The sequence below is a fragment of the Streptomyces afghaniensis genome (genome assembly GCF_044327915.1).
Taxonomy (GTDB): domain Bacteria; phylum Actinomycetota; class Actinomycetes; order Streptomycetales; family Streptomycetaceae; genus Streptomyces; species Streptomyces afghaniensis.
On sequence record NZ_JBIRGJ010000004.1, the window covers coordinates 318,501 to 337,999 of the forward strand.

Genomic DNA, 19,499 nt, shown 5'->3' on the forward strand with positions numbered 1-19,499 from the left:
CATGGACAAGGTGGTTGCCCCGGCCGCCGAGGCCGTGGCCGACATCTTCGACGGTGCGTCGATCGCCGTCGGCGGGTTCGGTCTGAGCGGGGTGCCCAACGTACTGATCAAGGCGGTCCATGACCACGGGGCCCTCGGCCTGCGAGTCGTGTCGAACAACTGCGGCGCCATGGATGCGGGACTGTCCGTGCTGCTCGCCGCGGGGCGCATAGCCCGGGTGACCGGTTCCTACATCGGAGCCAACAAGGAGTTCGCCCATCAGTCTCTGGCCGGGGAGCTGGAGGTCGAACTGATCCCCCAGGGCACACTCGCCGAGCGGCTGCGCGCCGGTGGATGCGGCATTCCCGCCTTCTACACACCCGCCGGTGTCGGCACGCAGGTGGCCGAGGGCGGACTGCCATGGCGGTACGACGGCTCCGGCGGCGTCGCGCTGGCCTCACCGCCGAAGGAGGCTCGGGAGTTCGACGGCACCGAGTACGTACTGGAGCACGCGATCCGTACCGATTTCGCGCTCGTGCGTGCGGCCAAGGGCGACCGGCACGGCAACCTCGTCTTCGCCAAGTCGTCGCGGAACTTCAACCCCGTCACGGCGATGGCGGGACGGGTGACGATCGCCGAGGTGGAGGAGCTGGTGGAGCCCGGGGAGATCGACCCGGACGCGGTGCATCTGCCCGGGATCTTCGTGCAGCGGGTCATTGCCCTCACTCCCCAGGAGGCCGCGGACAAGATGATCGAGCAGCGCACGGTTTCGGTGCCCGGCGGACAGCAGGCGGTGAAGCGCTGATGGCCTGGAACCGAGCGGAGATGGCCGCCCGGGCCGCACGCGAACTGCGGAACGGCCAGTACGTGAACCTGGGCATCGGCCTGCCGACTCTGATCCCCAACCACCTGCCCGACGGCGTGGAGGTGATCCTGGAGTCCGAGAACGGCATTCTGGGCACCGGCCCCTATCCCACCGACGACGGAGTGGACCCGGACCTGATCAACGCCGGCAAGGAGACCGTGACGGTCCTTCCCGGAGCCTCGTTCTTCGATTCGGCGCTGTCGTTCGGCATGATCCGCGGCGGTCACATCGACGTCGCCGTACTCGGCGCCATGCAGGTCTCCGCGGCAGGCGACCTGGCGAACTGGGCGGTCCCCGGCAAGCTGGTCACCGGCATCGGCGGCGCCATGGACCTGGTCCACGGGGCCCGCACCGTCATCGTCGTGATGACCCACACCGCCAAGGACGGCAGCCCGAAGATCGTCGAGGAGTGCTCCTTGCCGCTGACCGGCAGGCGGTGCGTGAACCGGATCATCACCGACCTGGCCGTCCTGGATGTGACCGACGACGGCCTCGTACTGGTCGAAACGGCGCCCGGGGTCGCTGCCGACCAGGTGCGCGAACACACCGGGCCGAAGATCCATGTCGCGCAAGGAGCCGCCCGATGAGCCGGCGTGATGTGTATGTCGTCGACGCGGTCCGCACGCCGGCCGGCAAGTACGGCGGTGCTCTGGCGGCCGTACGCCCCGACGATCTGGCCGCCCACGTCGTGCGCTCCCTGCTGGACCGTTCTCCCGGCCTCGATCCGGCGCGGATCGACGACGTCTTCCTCGGCAACGCCAACGGCGCAGGCGAGGAGAACCGCAACGTCGCACGCATGGCGGCGCTGCTGGCCGGTCTGCCGGTGACCGTGCCCGGTGTCACCGTCAACGGCTCTGCGCCTCCGGGCCGGAAGCCGTCGTCCAGGCCGCGCGAGCCATCGCGCTCGGCGACGCGTCCGTCGCCGTGGCGGGTGGCGTCGAGTCGATGTCCCGCGCGCCCTACGTCCTGCCCAAGAATGACCGCCCTTTCCCGGCCGGCCACACCGAGCTGTACTCCACCACGCTCGGCTGGCGCATGGTCAACCCCGCGATGCCGCCCCAGTGGACCGTCCCACTGGGGGAGAGCGCGGAACTGATCGCGGAGAAGCACGGCATCAGCCGTGAGAAGCAGGACGCCTACGCGCTCGCCAGTCACGAGAAGGCAGCCAGGGCGTGGAAGGACGGCCTGTACGACGCCGAGGTGGCACCGATGCCGGTTCCGCAGCGCAAGGGCGACCCGGTGCTCCGCGCCCGCGATGAATGCGTACGCGAGAACGCGTCCCTGGAGGCGATGGCCGGGCTCAAGCCGCCCTTCCGTCCCGTGGGGGGCACGGTCACCGCGGGCAACGCCTCGCCCCTCGACGACGGCGCCGCCGCTCTCCTGCTCGCGGACGAGGGGGGCTTCGGGCGCTCGGCCGTGAGCCGCCGGCCCGGGTCAGCGCCTCCGCCGTTACCGCGATCGAGCCCCACTACTTCGGACTCGGGCCCGTCGCAGCGGTCAACCGGGCGCTGTGCCATGGGCCACCCTCTGGGCGCGTCCGGCGCACGGCTGGCCGGGGCGGTCGCCCACCAGCTCGCGGCCGCGGGCTCGGGCGTCGGTCTGGCGACCCTGTGCATCGGTGTGGGACAGGGCCTCGCCCTCGTTCTCGAACGATGAGTCGCCGGGGCCACCGTCCGGCTGCTGATTGCCCAACAGGTGGATACAGTCACCCCCCTTCCGAACCTGTTCGGGAAGAGGCGCCACGACTCTCGCCGGGCAGTTGCAAGGGGACGCTGTATGGGCTGCATACACCCTGGGTAGACTCCCCGGCGTGAGCAGGAGCAGAAGCGAGTCCCGCGAGGAACAGCGGCCGGCCGGCAACGGGGGCGAGGTGCGGGCCGACTCCGTGCCGTCGGGCGAGAGCCCCACGGCAGCCGCGGGCGGGCGCCGACTGGCCCTCGACGTCCACGGGCGCCTGCGCACCATGATCCTGAACGGGGAGCTGCCACCGGGCTCGGTCCTGCTCCAGGCCGAGATGGCCCGGAAGCTGGGCGTCAGTCGTACGCCCATGCGCGAGGCGTTCCGGCTGCTCCAGGAAGAGGGGCTCATCGACGCGCGGCCCGACCAGCGAGCGCGGGTGCGGTCGGTGGACCCCGAGGACCTCGACGCTGTCTACGGGGCCCGCATCATGCTCGAAACGCTCGCCGTCAGCATGACGGCCAAGTCGTTCACGGCCGATGACGTCGAGCGCATGAGCGATGCCCTGAAGCGGATGCGGGGGCTGTCGGTCGACGACCAGCCGGACGAGTGGCACGCGGCGCACCACCAGTTCCACAGCATCGCCACCCAGGCGGTGGGGCCACACCTGCAGCGCATGATCGCCTCGCTCGGAGAGCACAGCGAGCGCTACATCCGCCTGGCCCAGCTGGGCGCGCCCGCCTCATGGGGCAAGGCATACGCGGAGCACGAAGCGCTCCTGGAGGCGATGCGCCTGAGCGACCCGGCCGAAGCCGCACGCGTGGTCGCCCGTCATCTGGCACGCACCGCGCTGAGCGTACTGGCGGACATCGCCCCCGAGTACGAACCCGCGGCCACGCGAACGGCCCTGGGGATCGCGGGCAACGGTCAGTCCTGACGCCCCGTCGCTCTCCGCCGGTCACAGTTCCTTGCTGATGTCCCGCGCCACCAACCGCAGCGGTTGGGCCAGTTCGGTCAGCCTGCCTCTTGGACAGCGGGCGGACGGCGCCGCCACGGCGACGGCGGCCACGGCCGTACCCGTGCGGTCGCGGACACACACACCGACCGCGTTCACACCCCGCTCGCTGTCCTGGAGGTTGAGGGCCCAGCCGGTACGGCGGATCGACGTCAGCTCAGCCATCAGGCGCTCGATGTCGTCCGGCGCCTTGGCTCCTCCGGGCAGTCCGTTGGGGTAAAGCGCCCGGAGTCGCTCCGGCGGCAGCTCGGCGAGCAACGCCTTGCCGCCCGAGGTCACGTGGGCGGGCAGGAGCGCGCCCGTGCGGTAGCTCACGCGCAGCGCCTGCGGACCTTCCACTCCGTCCAGGAACCGGGTTCCGTTGCCCTCCAGCACCATCAGGTGGGTGGTCTCGCGGACTGTGTCCGCCAGGCGCTGCAAGTGGGGACGGGCAAGGGTGATCAGGTCGGGAGGCGGGGCGGCCTGGCTGCCTCTGATCGCCCGCAAGGCCGGCCCAGGCCGGTAGGCCTTGTGACGGTCCTGTTCCGCGAATCCCTCGAACACGAGCATCGCCAGGATCCGGTGGGCCGTCGACCGTGCGACGCCGAGCCGGTCGGCGACGTCCATGACGCGCAGCTCACCGTGCTCATGCAGGAGTCGGACAGCACGCAAGGCGTTGCCTGCCGCGCTCACCGGATACGAGGGAAGTGAATTCTGCATAGAGGAATTATATCCGCATGGGATTCCAGCTAAGGGAACGCGGCGGTAGTGTCAGTGAACGACAAACTGTACACACTTTGATCGGGCTGCCGTGGTGCGTGCCCTGGAGGTCGCGGTGACCGACACAGCCGACGAACTGAGCCAGCGCAAGCTGCTCGATGAGCTGTATGCAGATTTTGAGGATGCGGGCCTGATACCCCTGTGGAACCAGCGCGACGATCTCATGCCGGCGTCGCCACAGCCGGCCGCGGTCCCGCACCTGTGGCCCTGGGCGCGGCTGCTGCCGATCGCGGAGCGATCCGGGCAGTTGGTGCCGGTGGGACGGGGTGGTGAGCGCCGGGCGATGGCGCTGTCCAACCCGGGACTGCCCGGGCTGCCGTACGCCACCTCCACACTCTGGGCCGCGATCCAGTACCTGGGGCCGCGTGAGGTCGCTCCCTCCCACCGGCACAGTCAGGGGGCCTTCCGGTTCGTCGTGGACGGCGAGGGTGTGTGGACGAACGTCGACGGGGACGCGGTGGCGATGCGTCGCGGCGACCTGCTGCTGACGCCGAGCTGGGCCTTCCACGAGCACCAGAACGTCACTGACGAGCCGATGACCTGGATCGACGGCCTGGACATCCCGCTGGTCTCCCAACTGGACGCCCGTTTCTTCGAGTTCGGCCCCGACGAGCTGTCCACCCGCGCCACGCCGGAGCGTTCACGCGGTGAACGGCTGTGGGCCCACCCGGGCCTGCGTCCGGTCAGTCAGCCCGACCGGCACAACTCCCCGTTGGCCGCCTACCGCTGGGAACACACCGACGCCGCGCTCACCGCACAGCTGGAGCTCGAGTCCGAAGGAGCCGCCGGCGTGATCGAGCCGGGGCACGCCGGCGTCCGTTTCTCCAACCCCACCACCGGCAAGGACGCCCTGGTCACGATACGCACCGAGATGCGCCGACTGCGGGCGGGGACGCGGACCACTCCGGTGCGCAGGGTCGGCTCGGCGATCTGGCAGGTCTTCGACGGCGAGGCGACCGCCAACGTCGGCGACCGGGTCTTCGACATCGCCAAGGGCGACCTGTTCGCCGTCCCGTCCTGGTGCGAGGTCGCTCTCACCGCGCGCACCCAGGTGGATCTGTTCCGCTTCAGCGACGAACCCGTCTACGAGGCCCTGGGCCTCGCTCGTACTTCCCGAGGAGAACAGAAGTGAAGCTGGCCACCATCCGGATCGACGGCACTACCCGCGCCGTCCGCATCGACGAGGACACCGCGGTGGACCTGGGCGACAGCGACCTGGTCCACTTGCTGCGCCGCCCCGACTGGTCCGCGCGGGCCGCGAACGCCGACGGCGACCGCTACGAAGGCCCCCTGGACTACGCCCCGGTGGTCGTGACACCGGAGAAGGTCGTCTGTGTCGGCCTCAACTACCGCAACCACATCCTGGAGATGGGCCGGGAACTGCCCCCGTACCCCACGCTGTTCTCCAAGTACGCACGGGCGCTGGTCGGCGCGTACGACGACGTGATCCTGCCCGCCACGGCCACCCAGATGGACTGGGAGGCCGAACTCGCCGTGGTGATCGGAACCGAGGTCCGGCACGCGGACCCGGAGCAGGCGCGCGCCGCGATCGCCGGATACACGGTGCTCAACGACGTCAGTGCCCGGGACTGGCAGTTCCGCACACCGCAGTGGCACCAGGGCAAGACCTTCGAAGCCACGACACCCGTCGGGCCGTGGCTGGTGACGGCCGACGATCCCGCTGTGGCCGCCCGGGGACTGGGCCTGGCCTGCGAGGTCGACGGCGACACGGTCCAGAAGGCCGACACGGGCGACCTCGTCTTCGACCCGGCCACCCTTGTCGCGTACGTGTCCGAGATCGTCACCCTCGCTCCCGGCGACGTGATCGCGACGGGAACCCCGGGCGGTGTCGGGCACGCCCGCAAGCCGGCTCGCTATCTGCGGGACGGTTCCGTGCTCGTCACCCGGATCGAGGGGATCGGCGAGTGCCGCAACACCTGTCGCAGGGAGCTGCGGTGAGCGGCCGGCTGGACGCGATGCTGGAGTGGGTCGCCAAGGGTACGGCCGCCTTCGAGGCCGAGGTGCACTGGGCCACTGATTCGAGCCTCATCCGGCCTTCGGGCCTGCCGGGCTGGAGCCGGGCACACGTCGTCGCGCACGTGGCCCGCAACGCGGACGCGCTGCTCAACCTGCTGAACTGGGCTCGCACGGGTGTCGAGACTCCCATGTACGCCAGTCCCGACCAGCGTGCCGGTGAGATCGAGGAAGGGGCCCGGCGCCCGGCCGGCGAGCTGCGCGTGGACCTGCTCCAGGCCAACGGCCGACTCGCCGGGGAACTAGCCGCACTGCCCGACGCGTGCTGGGAGGCGACTGTCCGGACCGCCAGGGGACGCGAGGTGCCGGTCTGGGAGGTTCCCTGGATGCGGGTCCGAGAGGTGTGGGTTCACGCCGTCGACCTGGACACCGGCACAAGCTTCGACGACGTCCCCCCTGAGGTCTGCGCGGCACTGGTCGATGACGTGGCAGCCGGCTTCCGGGCTCGCACGGACTTCGCTCCCGTCGAGCTACGGGCCGAGGGCGGCGGTCGCACCTGGCTCTTGGGCATGCCCGGCACAGCGGAGACGACCTCGGTGACCGGTGACCTCCCCAGCCTGGCCGCCTATGCGACCGGGCGGCCCGTACCAGGCCCTCTGTACGCCGCCGGCAGCGGATCCGTACCGAAACTGCCCGCGTGGCTGTGAACCAACGTACTGGCCACTGGTCCGAGTTCGAGCATGGTGGGCGACGCCCCCGATGCCTGCGGCGGTCGGCCTGGACGTCATCCCCGGGGGCGACCAGGTGTACTGCCGCGGCTGCGCGAGTGCGGCATCGTCCCGAAGATCGCCCGGCGCGGACAGTTGCACGACCCGGGGTTCGGTCCACATCCGGTGGGTCGCAGAGCCGGCCGTAGCCCGGCTCCACGGACCTGGCCCACAGCAGACCTAGGTCCATGTGCTGAGTTCGGTTCGGGCTGCGGTCGGGCCGCCTGCGACACGTCCCGTGCCTGTGTATCCGGTGCGGATCGAGGCCGGATGCGTGTACGCCGTCGCCGATGAGCGTGGTGTCGGCGGCGACGACGACATCGAAGGCCAGCGCGAGTTCGAGGCCCCCGGTGACGGCGTGACCGTGCAAGACAGCGACCATGGCTTGGGGCTGGCCGCGATTCGGTTGTGGAAGTCACCACTGGCACAGAAACTGGGTCCCTTGCTCGCCACGGCGATGACCGCCGTGTCGGGGTCGGCCTCGGCGCTGGTGATCCTCGCCGCGTGCGTGTGGCCCGTAGCGCTCTGCTCGTGGGGCTGAACCCGCCACAACCTACCGGTCAATGCGGTCGGCCGACCTCGCGGAAGTCGGACTTGCGGATCTTCCCGTGAACGCCCTTCACGCCGTCGACGACCTGGGAGACCGCGAAGTCGCCTGCCGCGCTGAGGTACGCCATCGCCAGATGGCGGTCGATGCCGTAGTCGGTGGCGAGCAGGTCCAGTGCGCAGCGTACGCAGTCGCGCATCGCCTCGTTCAGGTCCTCGTCCAGGCCGATCGGCACGAGGTAGTCGTCCGTCTCGGCGAACGGGGCGACGCGGCCGTGGCCGGGGCGCAACGCCGCACCGCCCGGTACCACCTCGACCTTCACGGTGGCGCGCAGCGACGCCTCGAACGCTGTCAGGGCGACCTCGCCATCGCCCTGCGCGAAGTGGGGATCGCCGAAGTAGACCAGCGCGTCGTCGACCTGTACCGGCAGGAACAGGGTGGCGCCCTCGCCGAGCATGGAGACGTCGATGTTGCCCCCGTGGCGCCCGGGCGGGACCGAGTGCGGTCGCTCGTCGCCGGGCACCGCGACGCCCATGACGCCGAGGAACGGCCGCAGCGGGAAGCGCAGTGAGCCGCGGGAGGGGTCCGTCGGGTCGACGGCCATCCGGCCCCACGCACCGTGGCGGTCCGCGTGTGCCGTCGCGAAGGTGACCACGGGGCCGGGCAGCGACGGCATCTCGCCAGGGAGCGCGCCGAAGCCGTGGCGTGCGGAGACCATGCCGTACGGAACCCGCGGGGTGAGGTCGAGGACGGTCACGGCGAGCAGATCGCCCGGCCGGGCGCCGGCCACGGCGATCGGCCCGGTGACGAGGTGCGGCCCGTCATCGTCGAAGTCGTGCGGCATCCCTGAGTCCGCCACCTGCTGGGCGTCGTCGAGCACTTGGCCACCGCTGATGCCGTAACGGCCGAAGAACTCACGCGGGTTGCGGCCCTGGTCCTCCAGAACTCCCTCGTGGCTGATCGTGTCGACCGTGATGACGGAGCCCGGACGCACGACCGCGCACGGTGAGTCCGCCTCGCACGGAAGGCGACCCCACAGGGTGTTCCCGGGTGTGGCCTGGATGTAGGCCGTCGACGCGATCACTCCGTGATGGGGCTGGAGAATCGGGAAGCCGGTCGCGGCAACGTCGAGCAGGGGCGAGTCGGTCGCGGTCATGGCCCACCTTTTCTGTAAGCGATGACGCGACGTTAGGAACGCCCTGTTGCCGTGGTGTTTCGCCTGGACGGCCCCGCTGTAAAACGTCTCGTAATGCAACACGCCATCTCGGAGAAGGGGATGGGGTGGACGCATCGACGAAGGGCCCCGTCCGGTGTTCGGACGGGGCCCTTCGTCGTGCCTGGAGGTGCCGCGCGGCGGTGGTGGCGCCTGGCCGCCGCTCAGAGGTCGAGGACGAGCCGGTCGCCCTGACAGCGGCCGACGCAGATCATCATCGTGCGCCCGGCAAGGCGTTCCTCGTCGCTGAGTACGGAGTCCCGGTGCTCGGGTGTTCCGGCGAGGACACGGGTCTCGCAGGCGCCGCAGTATCCCTTCTCGCAGTCGTAGGACAGACCGCTGACGGCATCCCGCAGGACTTCGATGAGGCGGCGGTCGGCCGGCACGGTGAGCGTGGCTCCCGTGCGCGCGAGCCGGACCTCGAAGGTCCGGTTCTCGGTGGCGTCGAACGCCGTCTCGAGGTCGTCGCCGGCGGTGAAGCGCTCCAGGTGCAGGCGGTCGGTGATGCCCAGGCGTGCGCACTCGCGCTCGACGGCCGCCAGCATCGGCGCCGGCCCGCACGCGTAGACGGCGGCGTCCGGGTCCAGCTCACCCAGCAGCCCGGGGAGGTCAGGCAGTCCGGCCTCGTCCTGCGGGAGGAGAGTGAGTGCGTCGCCGGCGACGGCGGCGAGCTCGTCGGCGAAGGCCATCGTCGAGCGGGTGCGGCCGCCGTAGACGACGCTGAAGGGCGTGCCCCGTCCGGCGGCCTCGCGGACCATGGCGAGGATCGGTGTGACGCCGATGCCGCCCGCGAGGAACAGGTACGACGGCGCCGGCACCAGCGGGAAGTGGTTGCGCGGGCCGCGTACCGCGAACGTGGCTCCGGGGCGGGCGAGTTCGTGGAGTTCGACCGATCCGCCCCGGCCCTTCGGCTCGTGCAGGACGCCGATGCGCCACGTCGCGGCGTCGGCGGGGTCGCCGCACAGCGAGTACTGGCGCAGCCTGCCCGAGGGCAGCCGCAGCTCGACGTGCGCGCCGGGCTGCCACGCGGGCAGTTCGCCTCCGTCCGGCAGGGCGAGGTCGACGGCGAGGACGCCGTCGGCCGCGGCGCGGACCCCGGTCACCCGCAGCGGGGTGGGCGTGGTCAGCGCGCGGATCGAGCCTGTCGCCGAGGTCGCCCGGGGGCCGGGTGTGAAGACCGCCGGGACCGCGTCCCAGCCGGACTGGTTGCCGCGCGTCGGGTAGGGGACGAGCCCCTCCTCGATCACCCGGTAGTCGGGCAGCCGGGTCAGGACCTGCGTCATCATCGCGCGGAACATGGCCCGGGCGAGGTGCGCGCCGGCGCATCGGTGCGATCCGATCCCAAAGCTGAGGTGCCGGCTCGCGTCGCGGTCCAGCCGTACCTGTTCGGGGTCGGGGAACACCGCGGGGTCGTGGTTGGCGGCGACCCACGGGATCAGCACCCGGTCGCCCGCGTGCATCGGGCAGCCGCCGACCTCGGCGTCCCGGGTGACCGTGCGCGCCATCGACTGCGACGGGGCGAACGCGCGGAGGAACTCCTCGGTCGCGGTGTCCAGCAGATCGGGGGAGTCGATCAGCCGTCGGCGCTGCTCGGGGTGGCGGGCGAGGTGGACGAGGGTCGATCCGGTCAGGGAGGTGGTGGTGTCGACGCCGCCGGCGATGAGCAGGCCGATCACCGACACCAACTCGTCGTCGCCGAACTCGCTGCCGTCGGCGCGCCGGCCGGCCACCAGCGTGCTGACCGCGTCGGCCCGTGGTGCGGTCCGGCGCTCGGCGATCAGCTCGCGGATGCGCTGGTCCATGTAGGCCAGTCCGGCGGCCCCGCGGACGGCGCGCTCGCTGCCGGCCGGCGCGGCGAAGATGTCGTGGATCGGCCCGGCGAGCTTCGCCCAGTCCTCCTCGGGGAAACCGAGCCAGTCCAAGGTCACCGCGGCCGGCAGCGGGTTGGTCAGGTCGCGGACGAAGTCGCAGGAACCGAGCTCGATGAAGTCGTCGACGACGCGGGCGGCGTGGCGCTCGATCATGGGGACCAGGTGCTCGACCGCCTCCGGGGTCAGCAGCGGGTTGATCAGTTGCCGGTACTCGGTCGAACGCGGCGGGTCGAGCTCGATCGGATACTGCTCCAGCCCCGGCCCCTTGGGGATGACGATGCCGACGCCCTGGCCGCCGTGGTCGCTGCGCGCCGAGGAGAACGTCTCGTCGTCGCGGGCGATGCGGGCCACGTCGGCGTATCGCGTCGTGTAGTGGAAGCCGCCGTGGGCTGCGGAGCGGCCTACCGGGCAGCTCTCACGGAAGCGCGCGTAGTAGGCGACCGGATCGGCGTTGGCCTCGTCGGAGTGGTGGTCGAAGTCGGTTTCGACGGGTGTGAAGTCGGTGTCGGCGGACATGGTGGGCACGCTCCACGTGCTCGTGGCCTGTGCGCGGTGTTGTCCGGCCGCGCCACCGGATGTCTGGGTGCCTGATCGGCGACACCCTAAGGCGTTGCGCCAGGCGTGACAACGTCTCGTGGCCGCGCTCAGAAGGTCAGTACGGCTTTGCCCACGGAGCCGGTCCGGACCGCCGCGACGGCCTCGTTGATCTGGTCGAACGGGAAGTAGGTGATCATCTTCTCGACCGGGAACCGGCCCTTGGCGTTGAGTTCGAGCAGCCGCGGCAGGAACAACTGCGGCAGGCTGGAGCCGGCGATGATGCCGGTGACGGTGCGCCCGTTGAGGATGCTGCGCCACTCGAAGCTCATCGACTCGCTGGGGCCGATGCCGATGACACCGGCACGACCGAGCGGGCCGAGAGCCTCCACCGCGGTGCGCAGGACGTCCTCGCGTCCGGTCGTGTCGATCACGAAGTCGAGCCCTCCGGGTACGAGGGCGGCAAGTTGCCCGGCGGTGTCCCCGGCCGAGGAGTCGACGGTGTGCGTGGCTCCGTAGCCGCGGGCCGCCTCGAGCTTGGCCGGGTTCACGTCGACGGCGGCGACGACCTCGCAGCCGCTCAGGGAGGCGGCGATGATGGCGGCCACACCGACCGCCCCCGCCCCGAAGACCGCGATCGACGAGCCGGGGCGCGGCTGCAGCACGTTGAGCACGCCGCCCGCTCCGGTCTGGAAGCCGCACCCGAAGGGCCCGGCCCGCAGCAGGTCCAGCGACGGGTCGATCTTCACGACCGCCCGCTCCGGTGCGACGACGTGGTCGGCGAACGACGACTGGCCGAGGAAGTGGGCGTTGACCTCCCGCCCCTCGTGGGTCACCGCGGTGGTGCCGTCGGGGCGGCGGCCGGAGAAGTTCACCGCGTCGAAGCTGCGGCAGTAGGCGGGCGAGCCGGTGCGGCACAGCGCGCACGTGCCGCACGATGCGAAGGACATGGCGACATGGTCGCCCGGGCGCACGGACGTGACGTGCGCGCCGACTTTCTCGACGACGCCCGACCCTTCGTGCCCGAGCAGCGCGGGTGTGGGGAAGAAGCCGGCGAACTCGAGGTCGGTACCGCAGATGCCGACAGCGGCGACGCGAACGAGTACCTCGTCCGGGCGGGGCTCGTCCAGGTCCACTTCCGTCAGAACGAATGGTTGTCCGGGTTGCTCCAGCAGAGCGGCGGTGGCACGCACACGGTCTCCTCTATGCCTCACAAAGCGAGACCGCATATTGACATGCGGGACAGGGTCGGTCAAGGTTCACCCCATGGCGGCTGTTGACTTTCCTTCTTCCCAGCACTTCATCGACGGCGAGTGGGTCGCGGCCCGCGACGGCGGCACCCTGGACGTCCTCGATCCGGCCACCCAGCAGGTGATCACCAAGGTGGCCCGGGCCGGTGGAGCCGATGTCGACGACGCGGTCGCCGCGGCGCGCCGCGCCTTCCCCGACTGGGCGGCGACCAACCCGAGCGAGCGCGGAGCGCTGATCCGGCGCTGGGCCGACCTCGTCATCGCCGAGGTCGAGGCCCTCGCGGCCGTCGAGGCCCAGGACGTGGGAAAGCCACTGTCCGGGGGCCGCACGAACATCTACATCGCCCACGGCATCATCGACTACTTCGCCGGCGCGGCCGACAAGCTCACCGGAGTCACGCTGCCCACCCGCAGCCCCGACTACCTGGGCTACACGGTTCCCGAGCCGTACGGCGTGTGCGCCGTGGTCATCCCGTGGAACGTTCCCGCCGTGCTCACCGCGGCGAACGTCGCGCCGGCACTCGCCGCGGGCAACACGGTCGTCCTCAAGCCGTCCGAGATCGCGCCGCTGGCACCCTTCGCGCTCGTCGAACTCGCCCGCCGCGCAGGCTTTCCGCCTGGCGTGATCAACGTCGTCGCGGGCCTCGGCCCCGAGGCGGGCGTAGCGCTCACCTCGCACCCGGACATCGACCACATCAGCTTCGTCGGCTCCACCGCCACCGGGCGGGCGATCATGGCGGCCGCCGCACAGAACCTCGTCCCGGTGAAGCTCGAACTCGGCGGCAAGTCGCCGAACGTGCTCTTCGCCGACGCCGACCTCGACACGGCGATCCCGGCGATCGTCACCTCGATCACCGAGAACGCGGGGCAGAACTGCTACGCCGGTTCCCGGCTCCTCGTGGAGACCTCCGTGCACGACGAGGTCGTGGAGCGGATCGCCGCTGCCATGGCCGACGTCAAGACCGGGCCCTGGGAAGCCGACCTGGACATGGGGCCGCTGGTCAGCGCCGCGCAGTTCGCCCGCGTCAGCGGCTTCCTCGAACAGGCGCCTCGCGAGGGGGCGCGCTTGGTCACCGGTGGCGCTCCGACCGGCGAGGGGTGGTTCGTCCGGCCGACCGTGTACGACCGTGTGGACGCGGGCATGCGCGTCGCCCGCGAGGAGGTCTTCGGCCCGGTGCTCGCCGTGCAGTCGTTCCGCGACGCCGCCGAGGCCACCGAGCTGATGAACGCGACGGACTTCGGCCTGCTGGCCTGCATATGGACCAACGGCGTCTCCCGGGCGCTGCGGCTGGCGAAGGACGTCCGCTCCGGGCAGGTGGCGGTCAACCAGTTCCACGACGCGGGCGTGATCGGCTTCCCGTTCAACATGCAGAAGGACAGCGGCTTCAGCCGGGGCGGCGGGTACGCGGCGCTGCGCGAGTACACCCAGGAGAAGGGCGTGGCCATCCGGCTGCTGGCCCGCTGAGACCGACACCATGGGAACCATCGCCGGGGCGCGGTCCGACTCGGCCCGGGAAGGACCGGGCCCGGAGGCCGAAACTGCCGTGCTGGAGCGGGAACTGACCGAGGCCGTACTCGCCGGCGCCGCGCGTTCGGACGTGCTGCACGCGCTGCGGCGGGCGACCGGCCGGCAGGTGCGGCTGCTGTCCGTCGAGGGTGCGCCGCTGGCGACCACCGACGGCGGTGAGGGAGTGCCGGCCGCGGTGGCGGACGGCGTACTCGCCGACGGGACCGCAGTGGTCGTCGACACGCTGGACGGGCTGCGGGCCACGGCGCTGCCCGTGCGCGCGGGGACGAGGGTGGCCGGTGTGCTGCTCACAGTCGGTCCCGGTGATCCACGCGTGCGGGCGCTGGCCGATGCCGCCGTCACCGCTTTGCTCATCGACACCGTGCGCGCGGGGGACGGCACTGCGGAGGCCTCGTCGCAGCACGCGCCGGCCGAGGTCATCGCCGCGCTGCGGGCAGGGACGGTGAGCCCCTCGGTGCGTGCGGCGGCCGTGGGACCGGGGATCGATCTCCAGCGACAGCCGGCCGGCGCCGTACTGCACTACGGCGGCTCCCGCCTGCGTGCCTGGTCCACCGCCCTCACCTGGCTGGAGCACCCGGTGCAGCAGGAGGGGCGCACGGCGTGGACGGTGGTGCCGGACGAGAGGGTGCTCGCGCGCCTGCGGAACCGGCTGCGTCTCATGACCGGCGACGACTGCGCTGACCTGGTCGTCGCGGCCAGTGGCTCCCATCCCGACTCACCCGTGGGTATGGCCGGCTCCTTCACGGAAGCGGAAAGGCTGCTCGGCCTGGCCCGGGCCCAGCGCGTCCCGCTGCTCACGTTCGAAGGCTGCGGGGTCGTCCAGGCGCTGTTGCCCCTCCCGCGCGCGCGGCTGGAGGCGTACGCCGAGGCGCACCTCGGACCCATCCGGCACCGTCCGGAACTGATGGTGACCCTGCGCGCCTGGCTGGCCGAGCGGGGCAGCCGACAGAGCGTCTCCCGACAGCTCCATCTGCACCGCAACTCGGTGGGTTACCGGGTGCGCCAGATCAAGGACCTCCTGGGCACGGACCCCCTGCTTCCCGCCGCCTCGGCGGAACTCCATCTGGCCCTCGCGGCCCTGGACCTGCTCGCCGCCGACGACCGGCGGCTGAACGGCGACGACCGGCGGCTGCACGGCGACGACGAGCCGGAGTCTCCTCGGCGCTGAGCCGGTATGCGCTGCACTGCCGGGAGGCCCGGTGACACCTCCTGCGCCTTTACCTTTTGACCTGCCTTGTGCCCGCACCCGACCTGCCGCTGTTGCGGTCCGTCAGCCGCTGAGCAGGCGAAACACCGACGAAACCAAGATGTTCCCCCGGAGCGTTGACAGCACCGGTCGGCGGGGGCAGAGTTCTCGCAATACGTTCCACCGCCTCGCAATGCGAGACGCTTAGGTGAGGAGGGCAGCGCGGTGCGAGCCATGGTGCAGACCGAATTCGGCGGACCCGAGGCCGTGTCCTTGCAGGATGTCCCGGAGCCGGTGTGCGGACCGCGCGACGTCGTCGTGGAGGTCGCGTACTGCGGGCTGAACCGCCTGGACCTGCTGCAGCGCGAGGGGCCGGGCCTGATCCCCGGCTTCCGCCTTCCGCACGTACCGGGCATGGACTTCGCCGGAACGGTGGTGGCGGCGGGGTCCGCGGTCGGCTCGCTCGCCCCCGGTGACCGGGTCATCGCCGATCCCGCCCAGGGCTGCGGCAGTTGCCCGCGCTGCGCGGTGGGCGACCGTGCGTACTGCGTCAGCCCCCGCATCCTCGGCGGCAACGCCTCCGGCGCGCTGGCCGAATACGTTCTGGCGTCCGCCGAATCGATCGTCCGGGTCCCCGAGTCGCTGCCGCTCTCCGCGGCCGTCACCCTGCCCACCGCCTTCGCGACGGCGTGGCACGCGGTGCACACCGTCGGGGCACTGGCCGCCGGCGAGACCTTCGTGGTGCACGCGGGCGCGAGCTCGGTCAGCCTGGCGGCCATCGCCCTGGCCAAGCGGGCCGGTGCCGGGGTCGTCGCGTTCGCGGGCAGCGAGGCGAAGCGGGCCGCGGCCCGCGCGGCCGGCGCGGACCTGGTGCTGGGCAACGAGGACCCGGACGCGGTGAAGACGGTGACGACCTTCACCGACGGCGGGGGAGCGGACCTGGTCCTGGACCACGTCGGCACCGCCACCTGGCGCACCTCACTGGACTGCCTCGGCATCCGCGGGCGTCTGGTGCTGCTGGGCAACACCAGCGGCGACCAGGTGTCGTTCTCACTCCAGGAGGTCTTCCATCGTGGCCTGAAGCTGCTGGGCGCCGGCGGCTACAGCTCGGCCGACTTCGTCGCCGCCACGTCAGCCTGCTTCTCCGACGGCCTGCACCTGCCCACCGCCGCCCGATTCCCGCTCGCTGAACTGGCCGGCGCCTGGGACGTGCTCGCCGCCCGCGAGACGATCGGCAAGGTCGTGATCGAGCCATGAGCGACCTGCTGATCGTGGGTGGCGACGTCGTCACGATGGACTCCGCCCGGCGCGTCCTCACCCGTGCGACGGTCGCCGTGTCGGGGGCGAGCATCGCCGCGCTCGGCACGGCCGAGGACCTGCGCGCCCGCTTCCCCGGTGCGCGGGAGATCGACGCGTCGGGCTGTGTGGTGATCCCGGGCCTGGTCGACGCCCACCAGCACACGACCGTCGACCCCCTCGTACGCAGCATGATCCCCGACCACATCGGCTCCCAGGAGTCGATCTTCGACTGGATCGTCCCGCTGCACGCCCACGCCGACGGTGACGACGACGAACTGGCCGCGACCATCACCGCCGTCGACTGCCTGTCCCGGGGCATCACCACGGTTCTGGAACCGGGCACGGTCGCCTTCCCGGAACGGGTCGCCGCGGGGCTCGGCGCCGCCGGTATCCGCGCGCGGGTCGGCGGCTGGGGCTGGGACGCCAAGGACGTGCCGTTCGGTGCTCCCGCCGGTGAGGTGCTCGCCAGGCAGGAGGACATCGTCCGGTCCCTGCCCGCCACCGGGCCGGTCACCGGATGGGTGACGCTCGTGGGGCACGACCTCGCGAGCGATGAGCTCTTCGCCGGGGCGGCGAGCCTGGCCGAGCGGCTCGACGTCGGACTGACCTGGCACGTCTCGCCGGGGCCCGCCGACGTCGAGGCCTACGCCCTGCGTAGCGCCCGCCGGCCCGTGGTCCACTTCCGCGAGCTGGGCGTACTCGGTCCGCGCCTGCTGCTGGGGCACGCCGTGTGGCTCGACGACGCGGAGGTCGACGCGATCCTCGAGACCGGAACCGCGGTCGCCGCCTGCCCGGGGGCCTACCTGCGTCTCGCCCAGGGGTACACACGAGCCTCCCGCCACGCCGAACTGGTGCGGCGGGGCGGCCGGGTGGCGTTGGGCTGCGACGCCCACAACGCCGGCGACGGTCCGGATGTCCTCCTGGCCGCCTACCTGTTCGCCGCCCTCGAACGCGACCGTGCTCTGCCCGACCCGATTCGCGCCGAGCAGGCCTTCGCACTCGCGACGATCGACGGCGCCCGGGCGATCGGTCTCGGCGACCGCATCGGCTCGATCGAGGTGGGCAAGGCCGCCGACATCGTCGTACTCGACGCCCGCGACCCCGCCTGGGTGCCCCGTGGTGACCTGGCCCGCCAGCTGGTCTGGGGCCACGTGTCGCGCACCGTTCGCGACGTGCTGGTCGACGGCCGCGTGGTCGTCCGCGACCGGCGACCGACGGGCGTCGACCTCGCGGCCGTCGCCTCGGCTGCCACCGAACGATCCGCCGCCCTCCTGAGACGCGCCGGCATCACACCCCGCCCCACCTGGCCCACGGAGCCGGCGGCAAGCCAGTAGAGGAGGTCCGCCGTTGACAGCCATAGACATGCCCGGGTTTCCGCCGGCGAAGAAGCAAGAGCTGCTGTTACGACTGGTGGCGCGGGCGTTGATCACCGGGCTCGACCCCGCGCAAGGGACAACCTCGCGCCGTACGGCTCCGCCACCCGGCTCAGCGGCGAACCGCCGCTGACCGCGGTCACCGTCAGCCCGGCGGCAGGACGATCCCGGAACCCGGGGAGACCCGGCCCAGCGTCGAGCGCACCGGCGAGTCCAGCGTGTCGTCGTCGGACCGACAGCCCTCTCCACCACATGAACCGCGGGCATGAGGCGAGCGGCCGCGGCGACCACACCACCTGCTTCCCGGGCGTCCACAGCGTGCTCGCAGGGGCCGGCTGTGTCACCACCGACCACTTGATCAACTCCGCTCCGCTTCGGCCCCACCCGGGCCCGAGCGGTAGGGCGGACAGGCTTCCCGTGGCTCGTCGCCGCGGGTGAGGAGCCCCTCCCACCGGACTGGGCCTCCCGCGCCGAACTCCACCGGGCCGTCAGACCTGCCGACTGACCGCCACCCTCCGACGTCACCACCGCCCCCAAGGGCGGTGCCACCCAGTGAACGGACCCACGCACATGACCACGAAAAGCATGCTCTGGCGTCGCCGGGCCGCGGCCGGCCTCGCCCTCGCAGGAGCCCTCGCCCTCTCCGGCTGTGCCGGCAACGCGGCGACGGCACCGAAGGCGACCGGCTCGGCGAGCGGCGGCAGCGACTCCGGCCTCAAGGAGCCCGACGTCAACGGTGACGGCAAGGTCGTCATCGGTGTCCTCAGCCCGGGCGACATCAACGACCACGGCTACTACCAGAGCTTCGTCGACTCGGCTGACGCCTTCGCCAAGGAGAAGGGCTGGACGATCATCAAGCGCGGCAATGTGCCCGCGAGCGACGCGCTCAACGCGGCACGCGCGCTGTGCCAGCAGCACGTCGACATGGTCGCGCTCGCCGCGAGCGAGCTGAAGACCGCCGTCCCCGCCTCCGAGGACCCGGTGTGCGGCAAGACCGCCTGGTACATGCCCGGGCAGGCGGGTTCCGCCCCGATCCCGCGGGTTCTGCTGTCCACCGACGACCCCAACCAAGGTATGTTCGCCGCCGGCTACGCCGCGGGCCTGAAGATGAAGGCAGCCGGCTACACCAAGGCCGGGTTCATCACCGGCACCAAGGCCGACTTCAGTGTCGCCGCCGCCAAGGCCTTCCTGGCCGGGATCCGGGAGGTCGTCCCGAAGGCGACCCTGACAAGCACCTACACCGGCGACTTCAACGACTCGGCGAAGGCCAAGGAGGCCACCCAGGCACAGCTCAGCCAGGGCGCCAAGGTGATCTACCCCTACCTCGGCGGCGCGACCGACGCCGCGGCGCAACTGGCCGAAGCAGGCGGCGCGCTGACCCTCACCCCGGGCACCGACCGGTGCGACTCGACCAGCCCGAAGTTCGCCATCTCCGTGATCTTCGACCCGGGTGACTACTTCCGCGCCGCGCTGGAGGAGTTCGCCAAGGACAACCTGAAGATGGGCACGGTGCGCGAGTGGCAGCTGGGCGCCGATCCCTACCCGACCGTCAAGATCTGCAACGGCAAGGGCGACGAGAACCAGAAGCTCGCGCAGTTCATGAAGAAGATCGGCAGCAAGGAGATCGATGCGGCGGCCGAGGTCAAGCGCCTCGGCTGACAC

The 19,499-nt window shown here is 71.5% G+C and carries 16 protein-coding genes and 1 pseudogene; 13 read left to right on the forward strand and 4 right to left on the reverse strand.

The features are described from left to right. Nucleotide 1 precedes the first annotated feature (1 nt). The 4 genes and pseudogenes from ACH4G3_RS16030 to ACH4G3_RS16045 all read left to right on the forward strand — a co-directional run bounded on the left by ACH4G3_RS16030 (nt 2) and on the right by ACH4G3_RS16045 (nt 3,458). Nucleotides 2-784, forward strand: coding sequence for a CoA transferase subunit A (locus ACH4G3_RS16030; protein WP_397625026.1), 783 nt, complete (start codon nt 2-4; stop codon nt 782-784). Then, entirely contained in the window at nt 784-1,431 is a 648-nt protein-coding gene (locus ACH4G3_RS16035) for a 3-oxoacid CoA-transferase subunit B (RefSeq protein WP_397625027.1), read from the forward strand. The genes ACH4G3_RS16030 and ACH4G3_RS16035 overlap by 1 nt, the downstream gene beginning before the upstream one ends. Further along, a pseudogene (locus ACH4G3_RS16040) lies at nt 1,428-2,500 on the forward strand (acetyl-CoA C-acyltransferase). The gene ACH4G3_RS16035 and the pseudogene ACH4G3_RS16040 overlap by 4 nt, the downstream one beginning before the upstream one ends. 154 nt (nt 2,501-2,654) lie before the next feature. After that, nucleotides 2,655-3,458, forward strand: coding sequence for a GntR family transcriptional regulator (locus tag ACH4G3_RS16045; protein WP_397625028.1), 804 nt, complete (start codon nt 2,655-2,657; stop codon nt 3,456-3,458). A 21-nt stretch (nt 3,459-3,479) separates the two neighbouring features. Here ACH4G3_RS16045 and ACH4G3_RS16050 read toward each other — a convergent pair whose 3' ends face one another. Further along, nucleotides 3,480-4,235, reverse strand: coding sequence for an IclR family transcriptional regulator (locus ACH4G3_RS16050; RefSeq protein WP_397625030.1), 756 nt, complete (start codon nt 4,233-4,235; stop codon nt 3,480-3,482). 115 nt (nt 4,236-4,350) lie between these two features. Here ACH4G3_RS16050 and ACH4G3_RS16055 point away from each other — a divergent pair, with 115 nt between their 5' ends. The 4 genes from ACH4G3_RS16055 to ACH4G3_RS16070 all read left to right on the forward strand — a co-directional run bounded on the left by ACH4G3_RS16055 (nt 4,351) and on the right by ACH4G3_RS16070 (nt 7,577). Next, nucleotides 4,351-5,427 carry a cupin domain-containing protein gene (locus tag ACH4G3_RS16055; RefSeq protein WP_397625031.1) on the forward strand — a complete coding sequence of 359 codons (1,077 nt, stop codon included), beginning with the start codon at nt 4,351-4,353 and terminating at the stop codon, nt 5,425-5,427. Beyond that, on the forward strand, nt 5,424-6,254 hold the full coding sequence (locus tag ACH4G3_RS16060) for a fumarylacetoacetate hydrolase family protein (RefSeq protein WP_397625032.1): 831 nt from the start codon (nt 5,424-5,426) through the stop codon (nt 6,252-6,254). Before ACH4G3_RS16055 ends, ACH4G3_RS16060 begins: the two co-directional genes overlap by 4 nt. After that, the gene (locus ACH4G3_RS16065) at nt 6,251-6,976 is read left to right on the forward strand and encodes a maleylpyruvate isomerase family mycothiol-dependent enzyme (protein ID WP_397625033.1); all 726 of its coding nucleotides are present in this window, start codon (nt 6,251-6,253) and stop codon (nt 6,974-6,976) included. The genes ACH4G3_RS16060 and ACH4G3_RS16065 overlap by 4 nt, the downstream gene beginning before the upstream one ends. Before the next feature lie 313 nt (nt 6,977-7,289). Beyond that, a complete protein-coding gene (locus ACH4G3_RS16070; RefSeq protein WP_397625034.1) occupies nt 7,290-7,577 on the forward strand; it encodes a hypothetical protein in 288 nt (95 codons plus the stop codon). A 19-nt stretch (nt 7,578-7,596) separates the two neighbouring features. Here the strand turns inward: ACH4G3_RS16070 and ACH4G3_RS16075 are convergent, their stop codons facing one another. The 3 genes from ACH4G3_RS16075 to ACH4G3_RS16085 all read right to left on the reverse strand — a co-directional run bounded on the left by ACH4G3_RS16075 (nt 7,597) and on the right by ACH4G3_RS16085 (nt 12,394). After that, on the reverse strand, nt 7,597-8,739 hold the full coding sequence (locus tag ACH4G3_RS16075; protein ID WP_397625035.1) for an acetamidase/formamidase family protein: 1,143 nt from the start codon (nt 8,737-8,739) through the stop codon (nt 7,597-7,599). A gap of 221 nt (nt 8,740-8,960) precedes the next feature. Then, nucleotides 8,961-11,183 (reverse strand): cytochrome P450/oxidoreductase, encoded by a 2,223-nt coding sequence (locus ACH4G3_RS16080; RefSeq protein WP_397625036.1) that lies wholly within the window; start codon nt 11,181-11,183, stop codon nt 8,961-8,963. 128 nt (nt 11,184-11,311) lie between these two features. Next, on the reverse strand, nt 11,312-12,394 hold the full coding sequence (locus tag ACH4G3_RS16085; protein WP_397625037.1) for an NAD(P)-dependent alcohol dehydrogenase: 1,083 nt from the start codon (nt 12,392-12,394) through the stop codon (nt 11,312-11,314). Between the two features lie 73 nt (nt 12,395-12,467). On the opposite strand from ACH4G3_RS16085, the gene ACH4G3_RS16090 reads away from it, so the two are divergent. The 5 genes from ACH4G3_RS16090 (at nt 12,468) to ACH4G3_RS16110 (ending at nt 19,496) form a co-directional block, all read left to right on the forward strand. Continuing rightward, nucleotides 12,468-13,916 carry an aldehyde dehydrogenase family protein gene (locus tag ACH4G3_RS16090; RefSeq protein WP_397625038.1) on the forward strand — a complete coding sequence of 483 codons (1,449 nt, stop codon included), beginning with the start codon at nt 12,468-12,470 and terminating at the stop codon, nt 13,914-13,916. Between the two features lie 10 nt (nt 13,917-13,926). Beyond that, nucleotides 13,927-15,147, forward strand: a complete 1,221-nt coding sequence (locus ACH4G3_RS16095; RefSeq protein WP_397625039.1) for a PucR family transcriptional regulator — start codon at nt 13,927-13,929, stop codon at nt 15,145-15,147. A 252-nt stretch (nt 15,148-15,399) separates the two neighbouring features. After that, entirely contained in the window at nt 15,400-16,422 is a 1,023-nt protein-coding gene (locus ACH4G3_RS16100; protein ID WP_397625040.1) for an alcohol dehydrogenase catalytic domain-containing protein, read from the forward strand. After that, entirely contained in the window at nt 16,419-17,798 is a 1,380-nt protein-coding gene (locus tag ACH4G3_RS16105) for an amidohydrolase family protein (protein WP_397625041.1), read from the forward strand. Before ACH4G3_RS16100 ends, ACH4G3_RS16105 begins: the two co-directional genes overlap by 4 nt. 609 nt (nt 17,799-18,407) lie before the next feature. Next, entirely contained in the window at nt 18,408-19,496 is a 1,089-nt protein-coding gene (locus ACH4G3_RS16110) for a BMP family ABC transporter substrate-binding protein (RefSeq protein ID WP_397625042.1), read from the forward strand. Nucleotides 19,497-19,499: the final 3 nt, after the last annotated feature.